This window comes from Cryobacterium breve, from assembly GCF_027594785.1.
GTDB lineage: Bacteria > Actinomycetota > Actinomycetes > Actinomycetales > Microbacteriaceae > Cryobacterium > Cryobacterium breve_A.
Map to the genome: position 1 here is coordinate 3,750,029 of NZ_CP075584.1, position 14,950 is coordinate 3,764,978.

General features: G+C 65.3%; 10 protein-coding genes and 1 pseudogene. 6 read left to right on the forward strand and 5 right to left on the reverse strand.

Annotation, left to right across the window (positions count from 1 at the left end; genetic code table 11):
- The first annotated feature begins 633 nt into the window (after window positions 1–633).
- Window positions 634–1,290, forward strand: coding sequence for a histidine phosphatase family protein (locus KIV56_RS18210; protein WP_281534519.1), 657 nt, complete (start codon window positions 634–636; stop codon window positions 1,288–1,290).
- Window positions 1,291–1,420: 130 nt separating this feature from the next.
- On the opposite strand, the gene KIV56_RS18215 is transcribed toward KIV56_RS18210, so the two are convergent.
- The 4 genes and pseudogenes from KIV56_RS18215 to KIV56_RS18230 all read right to left on the reverse strand — a co-directional run bounded on the left by KIV56_RS18215 (window position 1,421) and on the right by KIV56_RS18230 (window position 8,196).
- Window positions 1,421–3,034: a phospholipase D family protein gene (locus KIV56_RS18215; RefSeq protein WP_281534520.1), complete on the reverse strand. Its 1,614-nt coding sequence runs from the start codon at window positions 3,032–3,034 to the stop codon at window positions 1,421–1,423.
- 95 nt (window positions 3,035–3,129) lie between these two features.
- The gene (locus KIV56_RS18220; protein ID WP_281534521.1) at window positions 3,130–4,728 is read right to left on the reverse strand and encodes an MFS transporter; all 1,599 of its coding nucleotides are present in this window, start codon (window positions 4,726–4,728) and stop codon (window positions 3,130–3,132) included.
- Window positions 4,729–4,873: 145 nt separating this feature from the next.
- Window positions 4,874–6,776 (reverse strand): annotated as a pseudogene (locus KIV56_RS18225) (ABC transporter ATP-binding protein).
- A 31-nt stretch (window positions 6,777–6,807) separates the two neighbouring features.
- Entirely contained in the window at window positions 6,808–8,196 is a 1,389-nt protein-coding gene (locus KIV56_RS18230) for an MFS transporter (protein ID WP_281534522.1), read from the reverse strand.
- Window positions 8,197–8,305: 109 nt separating this feature from the next.
- Between KIV56_RS18230 and KIV56_RS18235 the strand changes: the two genes are divergently transcribed.
- The 5 genes from KIV56_RS18235 to KIV56_RS18255 all read left to right on the forward strand — a co-directional run bounded on the left by KIV56_RS18235 (window position 8,306) and on the right by KIV56_RS18255 (window position 13,886).
- Complete coding sequence (locus tag KIV56_RS18235; RefSeq protein ID WP_281534523.1) at window positions 8,306–9,208, forward strand: helix-turn-helix transcriptional regulator; 903 nt, start codon at window positions 8,306–8,308, stop codon at window positions 9,206–9,208.
- A 274-nt stretch (window positions 9,209–9,482) separates the two neighbouring features.
- The gene (locus KIV56_RS18240) at window positions 9,483–10,871 is read left to right on the forward strand and encodes a sugar porter family MFS transporter (RefSeq protein ID WP_281534524.1); all 1,389 of its coding nucleotides are present in this window, start codon (window positions 9,483–9,485) and stop codon (window positions 10,869–10,871) included.
- 79 nt (window positions 10,872–10,950) lie between these two features.
- Window positions 10,951–11,523, forward strand: a complete 573-nt coding sequence (locus KIV56_RS18245; protein WP_281534525.1) for an RNA polymerase sigma factor — start codon at window positions 10,951–10,953, stop codon at window positions 11,521–11,523.
- A 68-nt stretch (window positions 11,524–11,591) separates the two neighbouring features.
- Window positions 11,592–12,887 (forward strand): hypothetical protein, encoded by a 1,296-nt coding sequence (locus tag KIV56_RS18250; RefSeq protein WP_281534526.1) that lies wholly within the window; start codon window positions 11,592–11,594, stop codon window positions 12,885–12,887.
- Between the two features lie 273 nt (window positions 12,888–13,160).
- Window positions 13,161–13,886: a DUF4386 domain-containing protein gene (locus KIV56_RS18255; RefSeq protein WP_281534527.1), complete on the forward strand. Its 726-nt coding sequence runs from the start codon at window positions 13,161–13,163 to the stop codon at window positions 13,884–13,886.
- 115 nt (window positions 13,887–14,001) lie between these two features.
- Here KIV56_RS18255 and KIV56_RS18260 read toward each other — a convergent pair whose 3' ends face one another.
- On the reverse strand, window positions 14,002–14,799 hold the full coding sequence (locus KIV56_RS18260) for a metalloregulator ArsR/SmtB family transcription factor (RefSeq protein ID WP_281534528.1): 798 nt from the start codon (window positions 14,797–14,799) through the stop codon (window positions 14,002–14,004).
- Window positions 14,800–14,950: the final 151 nt, after the last annotated feature.

Consider the following 14,950-nt stretch of genomic DNA (forward strand, 5'->3'; position numbering starts at 1 on the left):
CATATGCGACCTCACCCAAGCTGCACTGGTCGTCGACAGCGGTGGGCGACCCACGAATTCGCGCCTCGCGCTCGGTCCGATCCGAGTCAGTGGTCTGGCCCAGGCAATGCTGGAGGAAAGGAATGAGGGCTGCGGAGGAAACAGAGTTCCACCGTCACCGACGATCCGCGCCCTGCTGGCTTTCGCGAACAGCCCACCAAATGTCCCGGAAACTCAAGGGTTTCCGGGACTTTTTGGTTAAAGGATCTAACGAGAGCCCCGCGCTACGCGAGCGGTCTCATCGAGGCACCCGGCGATAGCCGTAAAGACCTACGGAACGTCTCGGCTCCTGAGGTCATCCGGGCGGTCGTGTCGAAGGTCTCGTGGACCTCTCGGTCGGCCGCGACGGGCAGCGCGAGAACTCACACCCGCGGGGGAGCGCAGTACGTCCATGTCGAGAGCGGCATCCGGGGTTCCCGGGGGCGAGCATCTCTTCGCTTCCCGAGTCGTCTGCGCTCACCATGAACGGCCGTAGCCGCGTGATTGCGGGAATGCCTGTTCCCCCACCCGTTTCGAAGGCCCGCGGGGTGACCTTGGCTTTTCCATCAATCAAGAACCTCCATCGAAACCGGGGGGTGATACTACTGTTGCCGTATGTTCATGAACGAGCCGCTGCCCAGCCATCCCGCTCCAGATAACCCGTCAGGGAAGCTGATTCTCTTGCGCCATGGGGAGACGGAGTGGTCGAAGGAGGGCAAACACACTGGACTCACGGATGTTCCGCTCACCGACCGGGGAGAGGAACTGGCCCGCGGCGCGGGCAGGTTGGTGGCCGGCTACGATTTCTCCCTCGTGCTGACCTCGCCGCTGCAGCGTGCGCGACGCACTGCTGAGCTCGCTGGCCTTCAAGCGGAGGTTGATCCGCTTCTCGTTGAGTGGGACTACGGCGGGTACGAGGGGCGTACGACGCGCGATATCCGCAGCGAACTCGGCTACAACTGGAGTGCATTCACCCACGGCGTGATTCGTGGTCACACGCCCGGTGAGACGGTCGAGGAGGTCGCCGCCCGCGCGTCGCGGGTGCTCACGCGGGTGCTGCCTGCCATGGAGGAGGGAAATGTCGCCCTGATCGCGCACGGCCATTTCCTGCGCATTCTCACCGCCGTGTACCTGAGGATGGCCCCTCAATTCGGCGCTCAAATCACCTTGGATGCTGGATCGGTCTCCGTGCTCAGCTTCTACCGTGAGCAGCCGGCCATCGTGTCTTGGAACTACGGAGCCGAACTTCCCTTGGTGCCCTCGGAGTCCTAAGACGCAACTCAGGCTGCTCAAGGACTTGCGATTCGGTGACGGCTGCTGGTGCGCCGGCACCTGAGCGAGGCTTTAACATTTCGCGGATGCGGCTGCCTGGGCGAAACCGTCGGACCTGGAACTGCGCGGCCTAAAAGCGCGCGGTACCTCGCAGCGGGCGGGGCCGGCCATCCGGGTCCATGACGAAGCGCCCAATGGGGACCGCCCAGAGCCGCTGGATGCGCGTGACCGGTTCGGGAGTGTGGTGGCGCACTCGTCCCGTGGGGCGGGTCGCGCGGTGGCCGGTTGTGTGCCAGTCGTCGAGGCCGTCGGCGGTAGTGTTCCACAGGCGGAGCGCGGCGGCGGGGTCGCCGAGCGCGGGATCGTCCGGGTCCAGGCCCAGGTGCTCCGACCACAGTTGCAGGCGGAGGTCCCGGGCCAGGCGCCCGGAAGCATCGGCGCCCTTCCCTGCGCCGGGTGCTGCCGGGGTGCCCGGGGTGGTATCGACGACGGCGCACGTGAGCTCGCTGTCGGTGGTCCACGATCGGCGATTGAAGTTGTCCGAGCCGCAGGTGACCCACGTGTCGTCGACGATGCAGACCTTGGCGTGCACGTAGATCGGAGTGCCCGCGGCGTTCTCGAGGTCGAAAACGCCGACCCGGCCTGGCGCGGCGCGGCGGAGCATGGTGAGTGCCCGCAACTGGCCCAGCCGGCTTGCCGGCCCGGCGAGACGCCCGTCGGAGTCGGGATACCGGGGCACGACGACGATCACGGTCAACTCGGGGTTGCGTGTGAGGGCCGCCGCGAGAGCGGCTGCGACTTCCGTGGACCACAGGTACTGGTCCTCTATGTAGATCAGCGAGCGTGCGCGGGCGAAGGCCTTCCCGTAGGCGCGGGCAATGCTGCGCTCCCCGGCAGGCGCGAACGGGAACGGTGGGCGCTTCACACCGTAGGTGCGCAGCAGCTGCACGGCGTGCGGGCCCGCCGGCGGTGGTGGTGGCGCGGATTCCGGCAGGGGCCTGGGGTGCCGGGGCATGCGGGCGAGACGCTGTAGCAGCATCCGGTAGGGCGTGCGCCGGTCCAGTGGGTGAGGGTCGTTCCATCGCTCGGCGAACACCGCCAGTAGGTCTGCCACCACGGGGCCGTGCAGTTCGAGGGAGGCATCGTGCCACGGCGGGCGTTTGCCGTACCGGGGATCCATATCCAGCGCCTGCGGGTCTCCCGTGTGTCCGGCGTCGTCCCGGCGCCCGTGGCACAGGTCGAGTCCGCCGACGAACGCGATGTCCCGCGACGGGTCGTCCCGACGGCGGATGACGAAGAACTTCTGGTGATGCGAGCCGAAGAGGCGCACGCGCTGGTCCAGCAGCACCTCGCCGCCGGCCTCGTTGATCTCGCGACCCAGCCGTTCGTTGGAACGGCCGCTCATCGGGGCCGACACGCTTTCCCCGTGGGATCTCCAGACAAGGCCGCGCACTTCCACTCCCGAGCGGGCCAGCCCAGCGAGCAGATCGCCGATCGATGGCCCGTCCGGCAGCATCCGCTCGTCGGCATCGCCACGCCAGTCGGTGAACCAGACGCGGTCTCCCGCCTGCAACGCCGTCAACTCCTCGTGCAGCCGGGCGAAGTAGGTAGCGCCATGCACCAGGGGCACCACGAGGTTGCCCTCCGACCAGGCCGGCGATCCGGCACTACCCGCATGCACGTCCGTGGACAGGTTTCCGCGCTCGGCCCGGCTCAGGAACCAGGTACTCGGATCAGTGCGCACGCGATGCACTTTACGGCACGACCGATCCGAGGCCGAGGATCACTCTTGCACCTCCTCGGGTGGGATATGGGATCCGGGGAAGTGCGGTGTGCCGGTCAGCCCTTGGTGGAGACGGTCGGGGCGGTCGGGGAGATCGCGTCCTCGGGCCAGGCCGACTCGTACGGGTGGCCGGTCAGCTTCTCGACGACCGCACGGGCCTCGGAGGTGACCTCGTCCTTGGAGCCGCCGGCCTCGAGGCGGTCGATCTCGGCGCGCAGGACTGCGTGGTTCTGCGGGTCGAGGTACATGAACCGTGAGATGGCGAACGCGATAGCGATGAGGATGAGCGGCCCGACGATGACGACGAGTGCGATGACGTGCTGGGTGCCGGTGCTCTGAACGAGGGGGCAGGAGTTGAGGCACGAGGCGTCGAGCTGCACGCCGCCCTCGCTGCCGGGCTTGAGGAAGCCACCCAGGTCCAGGAACCACGAGACGATGAGGGTCGCGACCGCGCCTGTCGACTTGCGGCCGAATGTCATCACCGCGGCGTAGATTCCGGCGCGGTCCTGGCGGGTCATAATCCGGTCGACGTCGGGGATGAACGGGAAGACGTTCCACGGCGTGAACTCGAGGATGGATCGTCCGGCCTGATACGCGAGGCCGACGATGACGAGCAGCACCATCGTCGAGGACGGCTGGATGAGGTAGATCGCGCCGAGGGCGAGCAGGCAGGCGATGATCACGGAGTAGGACATGGCAAACAAGTAGCGCGGACCCTTACGGATCATGAGGAATGCGGCGAGCACCGTGGTCGGCAGCCCGATGATGGACAGCGCCTGGAGGGTGAGGCCGAAAGACTCGCTGCCGTGCACGGCGTACACGACGAAGAACGTCAGCGCTGTGGCGAAGATGTCCTTGCCCGTAAAGGAGAAGAGATAGATCGCCAGGTGCTTGCGGAAGCTCGAGTTCTTGAACGTCGAGCCGAAGTCCTTGAGGTTGTCGGTGATGAGCTTTCCGACAGGCACCTTGGGCTGGGCGTCGAGCTCCGCGAGGAACTCCGGGGTGAGCTTGCGCTCCCAGGTGGTGAAGTACGTCGTGATGACGGCGCCGGCGAACAGCACGGAGAAGATGAGACCGGTGATGAAGTAGGCGTTCGGGCTGTTCGTCCCCTTGATCTGGGCCGGGATGAAGAAGACGAGGAAGGTGCCCGTGGCGGACAGGAACATGCGGGTTGAGCTGAGCTTGGTCCGCAGCTTGTAGTTGTCCGTCATCTCGGTGGGCAGGGTCTCCCACGGGATGAGAATCATCGCCATGATCATCTCGACAGCCAGGTAGACGAGAAGGTAGTACCAGAAGCCCTGTTGCGAGATCCACAGCAGGGGGAAGACGACGAGGAGCAAGGGTGCGCCGATGAGCAGGAAGAAGTGGCGGCGGCCGAACTTTTTGCCCAGGCGGGTTCGATAGAAGTTGTCGGTCAGCGGGCCGATGATGAGGCTGACGACCGCGTCGACGATGCGGGCGATGAAGAGGATCGTGCCGGCTTGGACGGCGCTGACGTCCCCGTAGGTCGTGAAGAAGTACAGCATCAGGCCGCTGATGATGGTGTTCCAGCCGCCGCCCATGAGGTCCAGGACACCGAAGCCGATGCTCCGGGCAAGCGTGATGGGTCGGGCCGTGTACACGCGTGGGGTCGATTTGTCGATGAGGGGGCTCACGTCATTGTGCCTTCTGCTTCAGGGTCCCAGGCTCGTTCCGGGGATATTTGCACACTACCATACAAGCTCACATGCGTGTGTGATCGAGGCATGAGCACCGCGATATAGGGATCCTTCCCTGTGCCGACACGACCGAGCTCAGCGACTAGGTCCGGCTCAGCGCTTCCTCGTCGGCCGTAACATTCTTCTGCACGGCGAACTGGGTCCGGTGCAATTCCTCGTACCGCCCACCCGCAGCCAGCAGTTCCTCGTGCGTACCGCGCTCCACGATCGAGCCGTCCTCAACCACGAGGATCAGGTCCGCGTTGCGGATGGTGGAGAGGCGGTGTGCGATCACCATCGCCGTCCGTCCCTTGAGCGCCTCGCTGAGCGCCGCCTGCACGGCGGCCTCAGACGTCGAGTCCAGCGCCGCCGTCGCCTCGTCGAGGATGACGACGCGCGGCTGGGCGAGCAGGAGCCTCGCGATGGTCATCCGCTGGCGCTCACCCCCGGACAGCCGATAGCCACGTTCTCCCACCATGGTGTCCAGCTGGTCCGGCAGCGACCGGATGAGCGGCTCGAGTCGCGCACGGCGGACGGCGTCCCACACCTCGTCGTCGGATGCCTCCGGCCTCGCGAGGCGCAGATTGGAGAGGATGGTCTCGTGGAACAGGTGGCCGTCCTGCGTCACCATGCCCAGGCTGTGCCGCATGGAGACGAACGTGACGTCGCGGACATCCGTCCCCGCGAGGCGCACGGCGCCGCTGTCGACGTCATACAGGCGCGAGAGGAGCCTGCGCGATTGTGGACTTGCCGGCACCGGACGAACCAACGAGGGCAACGGTCTGCCCCGGTTCGATCCTGAAGGACACGCCGTGGAGCACCTCCTCGCCGCCGCGGGTGTCCAGCGTGGAAACTTCCTCGAGAGAGGCGAGGGACACTTTGTCCGCGGACGGGTAGGCGAAGCGGACGTTGTCGAACTCGACGGCTACTGGGCCTTCGGGGACGGGGACGGCGTCGGGCTTCTCCTGGATGAGGGGTTCGAGGTCCAGCACCTCGAAGACGCGCTCGAAGCTGACCACCGCGCTCATGATCTCCACCCGTGCGTTTGCGAGGCCGGTGAGCGGCGCGTAGAGGCGGGTGAGGAGGAGCGCCAGGGTGACCACGTCACCGGTATTCAGCTGGCCGGCGAGTGCGAGGGAGCCGCCGAGCCCGTACACGAGCGCGAGGGCGAGAGCAGAGACGAGCATCAGGGCGGTGAAGAAGACGAACTGCAGCATCGCGGTCCGGACCCCGATGTCGCGGACTCGGGCGGCGCGGACGCGGAACTCCTCGGCCTCCTCGTCGGGTCGGCCGAACAGCTTGACGAGGGTGGCGCCGGGCGCCGAGAAGCGTTCGGTCATCTGCGTGCTCATGGCGGAATTGTGATCGGCTGCCTCGCGGCGCAGCGCGGCGAGGCGGCTGCCCATGCGGCGCGCGGGTACCAGGAAGATGGGGAGCATGATGACGGCGAGAACCGTCACGAGCCAGGACGTGCTGAGCATGACGATCAGGGTGAGGGTCAGCGCCACGAGGTTCGTGACCACGCCGGACAGCGTGCCGCTGAAGGCCTGCTGGGCGCCGATCACATCGTTGTTGAGGCGGCTCACGAGGGCGCCCGTCCGCGTGCGGGTGAAGAACGCGATCGGCATCTTCTGCACGTGGTTGAAGACGGCGGTGCGGAGGTCCAGGATCACACCTTCGCCGATCCGCGCCGAGTACCAGCGCGTCACGAGTGACACGGCGGCGTCGGCCACGGCCACGAGGGCGATGACCACTGCGATCCAAACGATCGTGGCGACCTCGCCCTGGGCGACGATGACGTCGACCACCTTGCCGGCGAGTACCGGCGTCGCGACCGCGAGGAACGCTCCCACGATGGAGAGGGTGATGAAGATCACAAGCTTGGACCGGTAGGGCACCGCGAACGTCAGGATCCGCCGAACGGACTCACGGGAGAAGCCGTGCTTGCCGTCCCTGGCGGAAGAGATCTTGTACAGCGAGCTCCAGGCCGCGCTTTCCATGCTCATTGAGGTTCCTTCCGTGGGCAGAAGGCCTAGCTTAGATGGCCACGTGCCCGAGCTTGCCGACTCGTCGGAGGACAGTGGCGACCACTGCGATGAATGCGGCGACGATGAGGGCATCGATGCCGATTCCAATGCGCAGGGCGAGGAGGCTGGTGAGGCCGCCGGCAGCGGTCGCGATCGCCGACACGATCGGGGTGCCGAGGGTCATGCCGACCTGCTGTGTCATGGTGACCAAGCCGGTCGCGAGGCCCTGTTGTCCCGGTTCGACACCGGATGTCGCGGCGACCAGGAATGTGACGACAGCGACCATGTGACCGATCGCGGCTATGAAGCCGACCACGGAGTAGAGGGCGATCGATCCGGGGTGGTCGTTCACGGCGACGAGTGCGCCGGTGGCCAGCGCCTGGGTTCCGAGGCCAAGGAGCATCGCGCCACGGATACCCAGCCGTCCGACGACGCGGGGTCCGATGACGCCGCCGACGACAGCGCCGACGCCCGTCAAGCCGATGATCAGACCGGTGACGAGCGGGTCGAGTTCCAGCACGTGCTGGAAGTACATCGTGGACAGGAACACCAGGCCGGTCTCCATCGAGAGCGATGCGAAGCCGATGAGGTGACCGGCGAGGATATTCGGCCGGGTGAGGAGCTTCAGGGGCACCAGCGGGGCGCTGTGGCGTCGCTCTGTGCGGATGAAGAAGACGATCAGGACAATGCTGGCGGCGAGACAGATCAGGCCGTTCAAGTCCGTGACGCCGTGCTCACCGAAGCGGGACATCGCGAAGACCAGGGTGATCAGCGCCGTGGTGATGAGCGCCGCACCGCGCACGTCTAGTCGGGCCTGCTGCTCTCTGGTCGGTTCGCGGATGATGAGGAGCGCCAGTACAACGACTGCGGCGGCGATCGGAACGTTGACGAGGAACGCTGCCCGCCAGGACAGGTAGTTCGTCAAGATCCCGCCGAACACCGCGCCGGCCGTGAATCCCAGCGAGGCGAGGACGCTGCTCAGCCCGAGTGCCCGGCGTCGGAGCGGCCCCTCCGGGAAGATGGAGGTGATCAGCGCGAGCGCGGCGGGCATCGCGGCCGCTGTTGCCAGGCCCTGCAGCGCCCGCGCTATGAGCAGAACCACCGGAGAGCCAGCAAAGCCGCCAACGAGCGATGCTCCAGCGAGGACTGCCATACCGATGACGAACATCCGGCGACGTCCGACCCAATCGCCCAGCCGCCCGAGCAACAAGGTGAAGCCCGCCGCGCACAGCGCGAAGGTCGTCGCGATCCACTGCACGTCGGCGGACGCGAACCCCAATGCCGACCCGATTTCCGGAAGTGCGACGTTCAGAATCGAAAAGTCCACCGAGAGCAGGAACTGTGAGGAGAGGAGGATCAGGAGTGCGACGAGTTGGTGTCGGATCATACGTGAGTGCATTTGTCAGAGCCTGTCATTGCCGGTGATGACCGGCCAGACCCCTGGCGTGCGTACCACCAGCAGGGTCAGGTTGCCCCTCCCGAGCGGTCGCTGCACCGCGCATACTGGGATGATGTCAACTGAATTCGGGGACTTCCTCCGCAGCCGCCGAGCCGCGCTGACTCCGGAAGCGGTTGGGGTCAATGCCTATGGGGCGCGGCGTGTTCCCGGATTGCGGCGAGAAGAGATCGCTCAGCTGGTCGGCGTGAGCGTCGCCTATTACACCCGGCTCGAGCAGGCAGCGGATGCAGAGCGAGCATCTGATCAGATGATCGAAGCCCTCATCCGCACCATGCGGCTCGACCCCGATGAAGCACTCCACCTCCGTCGCCTCGCGCGCCCCTCCTACGCACGTGCGATCGGTGTCCCAGCCGAACGTCCGCGCCCGAGCATTTTGCGGCTGATCGCAGCCCTTCCCGGGCCTGCCATCGTCTTCGATCACGCCAACGACATCTACGCCTGGAACAGGCTCGGTCACCTACTACTGGCCCACGACCTTCCCTTCGACGCGGCCGAGCGCGACGACATCCGGCCTAATTTTGCCCAGCGCTTCTTCCTCGGATGCGCCGGCCCCGAGCTGTTCGAGGATTCCGAGACCATGGCGCGGGAAGTCGTTGGGTTCCTCCGGTACTCGTCGAGCACCTGCCCCGACGACAAACGACTCAGCGGAGTCATCGGTGAGCTCGCACAACGCAGCGACGCGTTCGCCAGGATCTGGGCGGAGCACCCCGTGCACGACCTCAGCTATGGCCAACACCTTTTCGCCCACCCCTTGGTCGGCCGTCTCACCCTCGACTTTGACGTCCTCCGACCAGCCGAATCCAACCTGCGCGTCCTCACGTACCAGGCACAGCCAGGCACCCCCGACGCCGACGCCCTACAGGCTCCTCGCCCAACTCAGCCAGTAACGGATGCGAGTGGGGACGGAGCATCGGTCAACAATACGATGCTGAAATTTTGTGAGCTAGGCTAACAAATAGCTTGATGTTAGCGATCACTTTCGGCCGAAGAGCCCACTGGCGTGGCATCCAAGTCCCATAACCGGGAAGGGCATGCGTCAGAGGCATGCGTCAGAGTGGACAGCTGCGATAGAGAATAACGCGGCACACCACAATGTGCCGCGCTCCATTCCATCGCCGAGAACGCACTCATGGCACAACGGCATAGGCCCGAGACGACGTCCCGGCCAGCCATCCTTCCTAGTGATCAACCGGGGCTGAAACTAGTTCCTCACTCGGAGTGAAAAAATGGAAAAAGAAAAAAAGATCGACAGTAAGTTCATCTACTTCTTCGGATCATTCGGAGGAATCCTTTTCGGCTACGACATCGGCGTCATGACTGGAGCTCTGCCGTTCTTGCAGAGCGACTGGGGCCTTGACGATGCCGCCATGATCGGTTGGGTAACCTCTGGCGTCATGTTCGGCGCGATCTTTGGTGGCGCCGTGGCCGGACAGCTTTCCGATCGATTCGGACGCCGCAAGATGATTCTCGCCGCAGCGGTCGTCTTTATGCTCGGCTCAATTCTCTGTGGCCTCGCGCCGGAGGATGGTGTCATCTATCTGGTCATCGCCCGAATTTTCCTGGGCCTCGCGGTCGGCGCCGCATCCGCGTCGGTTCCCGCGTACATGTCCGAGCTTGCCCCCGCGCGGCTGCGTGGACGCTTGTCCGGTCTGAATCAGACCATGATTGTCTCCGGCATGCTGATCTCCTACATCTTGGATTTCCTGCTGAAGGATCTTCCGGAAGCGTGGGCGTGGCGCGTGATGCTCGCGACGGCCGCAGTGCCGGCCGTGATTCTGTATCTGGGCGTGTTGCGGTTGCCCGAATCGCCCCGGTTCCTGGTGAAAGTCGGCAAGGAAAACGAGGCCCTCAAGGTACTGAGCTACATTCGCCGCCCAGACGAGGTCGATGCCGAGCTCAGATCGATCACGGAAACGGCCCAGGTCGAGAAGCAGGCGGCCGGCAATACCTCACTTGCAACGTTGTTCGACAGCAAGTACCGGTACCTCGTCATTGCGGGTGTCGGTGTCGCCGCGTTCCAGCAGCTCCAAGGTGCCAACGCGATCTTCTACTACATCCCGTTGATCGTGGAAAAGGCCACAGGCAATGCGGCAAGTTCGGCGCTGATGTGGCCGATCATCCAGGGCGTGCTCCTCGTGCTCGGCTCACTGCTGTTCCTCGTGATCGCGGACAAGTTCAACCGACGCCTGTTGCTGACCGTGGGCGGCACGATCATGGGAGTGTCCTTCCTTCTGCCGGCGATACTCAATACCGTGATGAAGGACGCGAACCCGATGATGATCGTGGTTTTCCTGAGCATCTACGTGGCCGCCTATTCGTTTACCTGGGCCCCACTCACCTGGGTGATCGTCGGAGAGATCTTCCCGCTGGCGATTCGCGGCAGGGCCTCAGGTATCGCATCGTCCTTCAACTGGATCGGATCGTTCGCGGTCGGTCTCTTGTTCCCGATCATGACCGCAATGATGAGCCAGGAGGCGGTGTTTGCGATCTTCGGTGCCATCTGCATTCTTGGTGTCGTCTTCATCCGGACTCGTGTCCCCGAAACTCGTGGACGCACGTTGGAGGACATCGAAACCAAAAGCATCCCGACCCAGAGGGCTTTCGCTTCTCGCTAGGGGCAGGATGGCGACGATAATCTCCGAAAATTCGGGGCGCTGCGTGCAAGAGTTACGGCGGATGCGACATATTCAGTAAGTGAGCATCGCCGACACCCCAGCCACCGCCGACAGGAGCGAGGGGGCGGCGATGCCCGACAGCGCGGACGCGCCCAAGACGGCGGCCGATGTGGACTGGTTCACCGTGATCGTCCGCGAGCACTCGACCGCGCTCATCCGCTACTTCGTCCGCCGCGGGCCGCGTCAGGACGCCGAGGACCTGGCCGCTGAGGTCTTCGCGACAGCCTGGCGCCGCCGCAACGACCTGCCACGGGAGGCAGTGCTCCCGTGGCTGTACCGCACGGCGGGGTTCACGCTCGCGAACTCGCGCAGGAAGCACATCGATCTTCCGGTCGACGAGGTGCCCGAGTCGGGCGTGGTGCGAGTCGACGGCGATCCAGAGCTGAACCTCCTGTTCGATGCGGAACTCCGTGGCGCGCTTGCAAGCGTGGGCGAGCGCGACCGGCAGATCCTTCTTCTGCACGCGTGGGAGGGTCTGGACGGGGCCGACCTCGCGGAGGTGCTCGGTATCTCCCGATCCGGGGCGGACGCCGCGCTGTCGCGCGCGCGCAAGCGATTGCGAGACGCCTGGGGCGAGCGGATGTCGTTCTAGGGCTTCTGCAAGATTCGGCACGACCCGCACATATACCAGGTGAACCGAAAGCCCGGAGGCCGATTGACATGAACGACGACGACACACAACAAGACCCGGTCGCCCGGCTGCGTGCCGCCGACCCGGCGGGGGATATCGAAGCACGTGACGGCTTCGCCGACGAGGTCATCGCTCGGATGACCGGCCCTGAGGCTGAACCGATGGCCGGATCAGCACCCATGGCCGACCTGGACACGGCACGAGCACGGCGACGGCCGCGCTGGCTCCCGTTCGTCGCAGTTGCGGCGTCGTTCGCGATCGTGGGTGCCGCGGGATACGGGATCGGAGCGACCGCAGGCGGGCCGAAGAGCCTCGCCGACGGCGCTGCTCCGCCCATCACTCTGCAGTCCAATGGGCGCCCCGACAGCGTCACGCCGGGCGGAACGGAGCCGTCCGTGGGCTCTGGCGCCGCTACCGACCAGAAGATGTCTTCCTCGACCTACCCCTACGGATTCGGCCGGAACGCCTTCAGCGCGACCGGTCTTGGCACAGAAGCGGGTACAGCTCAGGCCTATGTGTACGACCCTCGGTCGGCATCCAGCTCAGACAAGGTCACCGCGCTCGCCGCGGCGCTCGGCATCGGGCTACCAGCCGAGCTGCGGGACGGCAGCTGGGTCGCCGGCCCGCAGGATGGCAGCGCCCCGAGCCTGTCCGTGAGCCTCGACGGCATGCTGTCCTTCTACTTCCAGAACCCGCAATTGAACCCGTGGAAGTGCGAGGCTGACAGCGCCTGCGAGCCGACCGGCCAGCCGCCCAGCGAAGACGCGGCGATCGGAGCGCTTCGTGCGCTCCTCGTCGCCAACGGCCGGGACCCCGCCGCGTTCGAATTCACCTCTCAGGTGTCGGAGGGCTCTCCCACACGAACCGTTGCGGCAAGACCGGTCATCGACGGGCAGCAAGTCGACCAGGGCTGGTCCTTGGAGATGGCCGAAGGTGGTGTCGTCAGTGCCAACGGTGCCCTCGCCGATGTCGTCGCTCTGGGGACGTACCCGGTGGTCAGCGAGCAAGAGGGCTTCGAGAGACTCTCAGACCCGCGGTTCGGCGGAGCGGCGACGACCCTGCCGATCGCCCTCCGCGATCAGGCGTCAACGACCGAGGAGTGGGTGGCGCCGACGGAGCCGCCGGCAACACCCGTCGCCGGCACCTCGGTCTCCTGGCCGGTGAACAAGGTCGAGATCGTCAGCGCACGCCTGGGTCTCACCACCCAGTGGCAGCCGGACGGGAGCGTCCTGGTGGTTCCCGCGTACGCGTTCACGGATGCCGAGGGCGGCACCTGGTCGGTTCTCGCCGTCGCGGAATCGATGCTCGACTTCCGGACTTTCTAGACCACGACAGTCGATCGCACGGGGCGACTCCATTCGCCTGTTCGTGCAGGGGCTGCTCGGGAAACGAGGCAGGTCGGATTGCGCAGCGATGGTTGAGAGGGGTGTCCGCCCGAATGTATTCGCGCCTCGAAACGACCGCCGACGGCCCTCCTATCCCCAGCGGGGACGCGGGACTACGCTGACGAAGTTCAGGATCTTGCGAATCTCGTCGAGGCCATCATGGTTGCCGATCGACCTGCCTCAACCTGAAAACCGAAAAGTGGAGGAACGAACATGGCCACCGAACACGGAACCGTCCTGGCCCGCTCCCCATATCGAAGGACTTCGTTGATCGCGGGCATTCTTTATGTGCTCACCTTCGTCTCGATTCCGTCCCTCGTCCTGTACGGCCCGGTGAAGGGTGCGGACTATGTTCTGGGCCCCGGCCCGGACACCGGGGCCGTGCTCGGCGGTCTCTCGGAGATCATTGTCGCTCTCGCCGGTATCGGCACCGCCGTCGTACTGTTCCCCGTGCTCAAGAAACAGAACGAAGCGGCCGCACTGGGCCTGGTGGCCGCACGGATACTGGAGTCCAGCGCCATTTTGCTCGGCGTTGCCGTGATCCTGACAATCGTGGCGTTGCGGCAGGGCGGCACTGGAACAGACGTCTTGGTCACCGGCCACACGCTCGCCTACCTCTACGATCGCATCTTCCTCTTGAGCCAGAGTTTCATGCCGGCCGTCTGTGACCTGTTGCTGGGGATCCTGCTGTTCCAGTCCCGCCTGGTGCCCCGGGCCCTGTCCCTGATCGGAATCGTCGGAGCCCCCGTACTCCTTGCCAGCTATCTCGCCGTCTTCACCGGGCTCATCGGTCAACACGACGCATTGGCGGGAGCCTCAGCACTCCTCGTTGCCGTATTCGAGTTCTCGCTCGGCATCTGGCTGATCGTCAGAGGGTTCAGCCCCCAGGCCATTGTGGCCCTGGAAAAGAGGACCCTGTCCAGCGCTGCTCTTCGATAGTTCACCGGGGTCCTTCCGGTCGCCACTGTCTCGGATTCCGAGGTACGTGCACAGACGACGAAATCGTCGGGAACAGATTCCGCGGGGATTTCGACGGATCTCGGGATCGAGGGCGTTACTCCGACTCCAGGCCCTCCGCGATCTGCTTGATCGTGGCCAACCGGCGGTCCCACTGCACCCCGATCAGATCGAGCCGCCGAGCGATCTCCGTGAGCTGGCTGCCCAGCACGCGGTACTGGACTTCGCGACCCACCCGCACCGGCTCGACCAGTCCGACGTCCTGCAGCACCGTCAGGTGCTTGGCGATCGCCTGCCGTGAGACCGGCAGGACCTCGGCGAGGGCGGATGCCGAGGCATCCGCCCCGCCGAGGGCTGCCAGGATGCTCCAGCGCGTGTCATCGCCGAGGGCTGCGAAAACCGGAACGAGGGTAGACGGGGTCACTCGGAACCTTCGAGGTAGGCGACCAGCTCGTTCAGGCTCGAAGTCCCAGCCACCGCGGTTGCTTTCCATGCTCGCGGCGGGGTCACGGAGGGCGTCGAACCCGGATTCGACGACCGTGAGCTGGGTGCCGGCATCCACTGTTTCGAGGGTGAAGCGGAAGACGGTGGTCTCGCCCGACTCGAGGGTGGATGCGGTGGCGTTGCTGTTTGCCCAGCGGTAAGTGATCATACGGGGCGGGTCGAGCTCCTCGATGCGGACCGGGAAGTCGCCGTGGTCGGCCCAGCCGAAGACGCCGGTGGTGCCGACCGCGAGCGGTGCCAGGGTGGCGTGCTCGGGAAACCAGCGGGCGATGTGCTCCGCCTCGGTGACGGCGGCCCAGACCTTCTCGATGGGGGCCGCGATGGTGATGGTTCGTGAGACGGTGAACTCGTCCGCATTGACGACTGACAACTCGTTGATCTTCGTGCTCATGATTCTTCATCCCTTCGGTTGAGTAGTGCAACCTCAGAGTTGCACAAACTGACCCGACCTGCAACTAAAAAGTTGCTACCGGGCGTGAGAGTGCGATCGAGATCGAGCACGGCGAGTCTCCCTTGAGCTCGGGCGGCAACGGATGTCCTCG

What these genes read in the sequence shown, in the direction of transcription:
- KIV56_RS18250 (WP_281534526.1), top strand. Translation starts at nt 11,592, where the DNA reads ATGAACGACGACGACACACAACAAGACCCGGTCGCCCGGCTGCGTGCC.
- KIV56_RS18255 (WP_281534527.1), top strand. Translation starts at nt 13,161, where the DNA reads ATGGCCACCGAACACGGAACCGTCCTGGCCCGCTCCCCATATCGAAGG.
- KIV56_RS18240 (WP_281534524.1), top strand. Translation starts at nt 9,483, where the DNA reads ATGGAAAAAGAAAAAAAGATCGACAGTAAGTTCATCTACTTCTTCGGA.
- KIV56_RS18260 (WP_281534528.1), bottom strand. Translation starts at nt 14,799, where the DNA reads ATGAGCACGAAGATCAACGAGTTGTCAGTCGTCAATGCGGACGAGTTC.
- KIV56_RS18235 (WP_281534523.1), top strand. Translation starts at nt 8,306, where the DNA reads ATGATGTCAACTGAATTCGGGGACTTCCTCCGCAGCCGCCGAGCCGCG.
- KIV56_RS18230 (WP_281534522.1), bottom strand. Translation starts at nt 8,196, where the DNA reads ATGCACTCACGTATGATCCGACACCAACTCGTCGCACTCCTGATCCTC.
- KIV56_RS18210 (WP_281534519.1), top strand. Translation starts at nt 634, where the DNA reads ATGTTCATGAACGAGCCGCTGCCCAGCCATCCCGCTCCAGATAACCCG.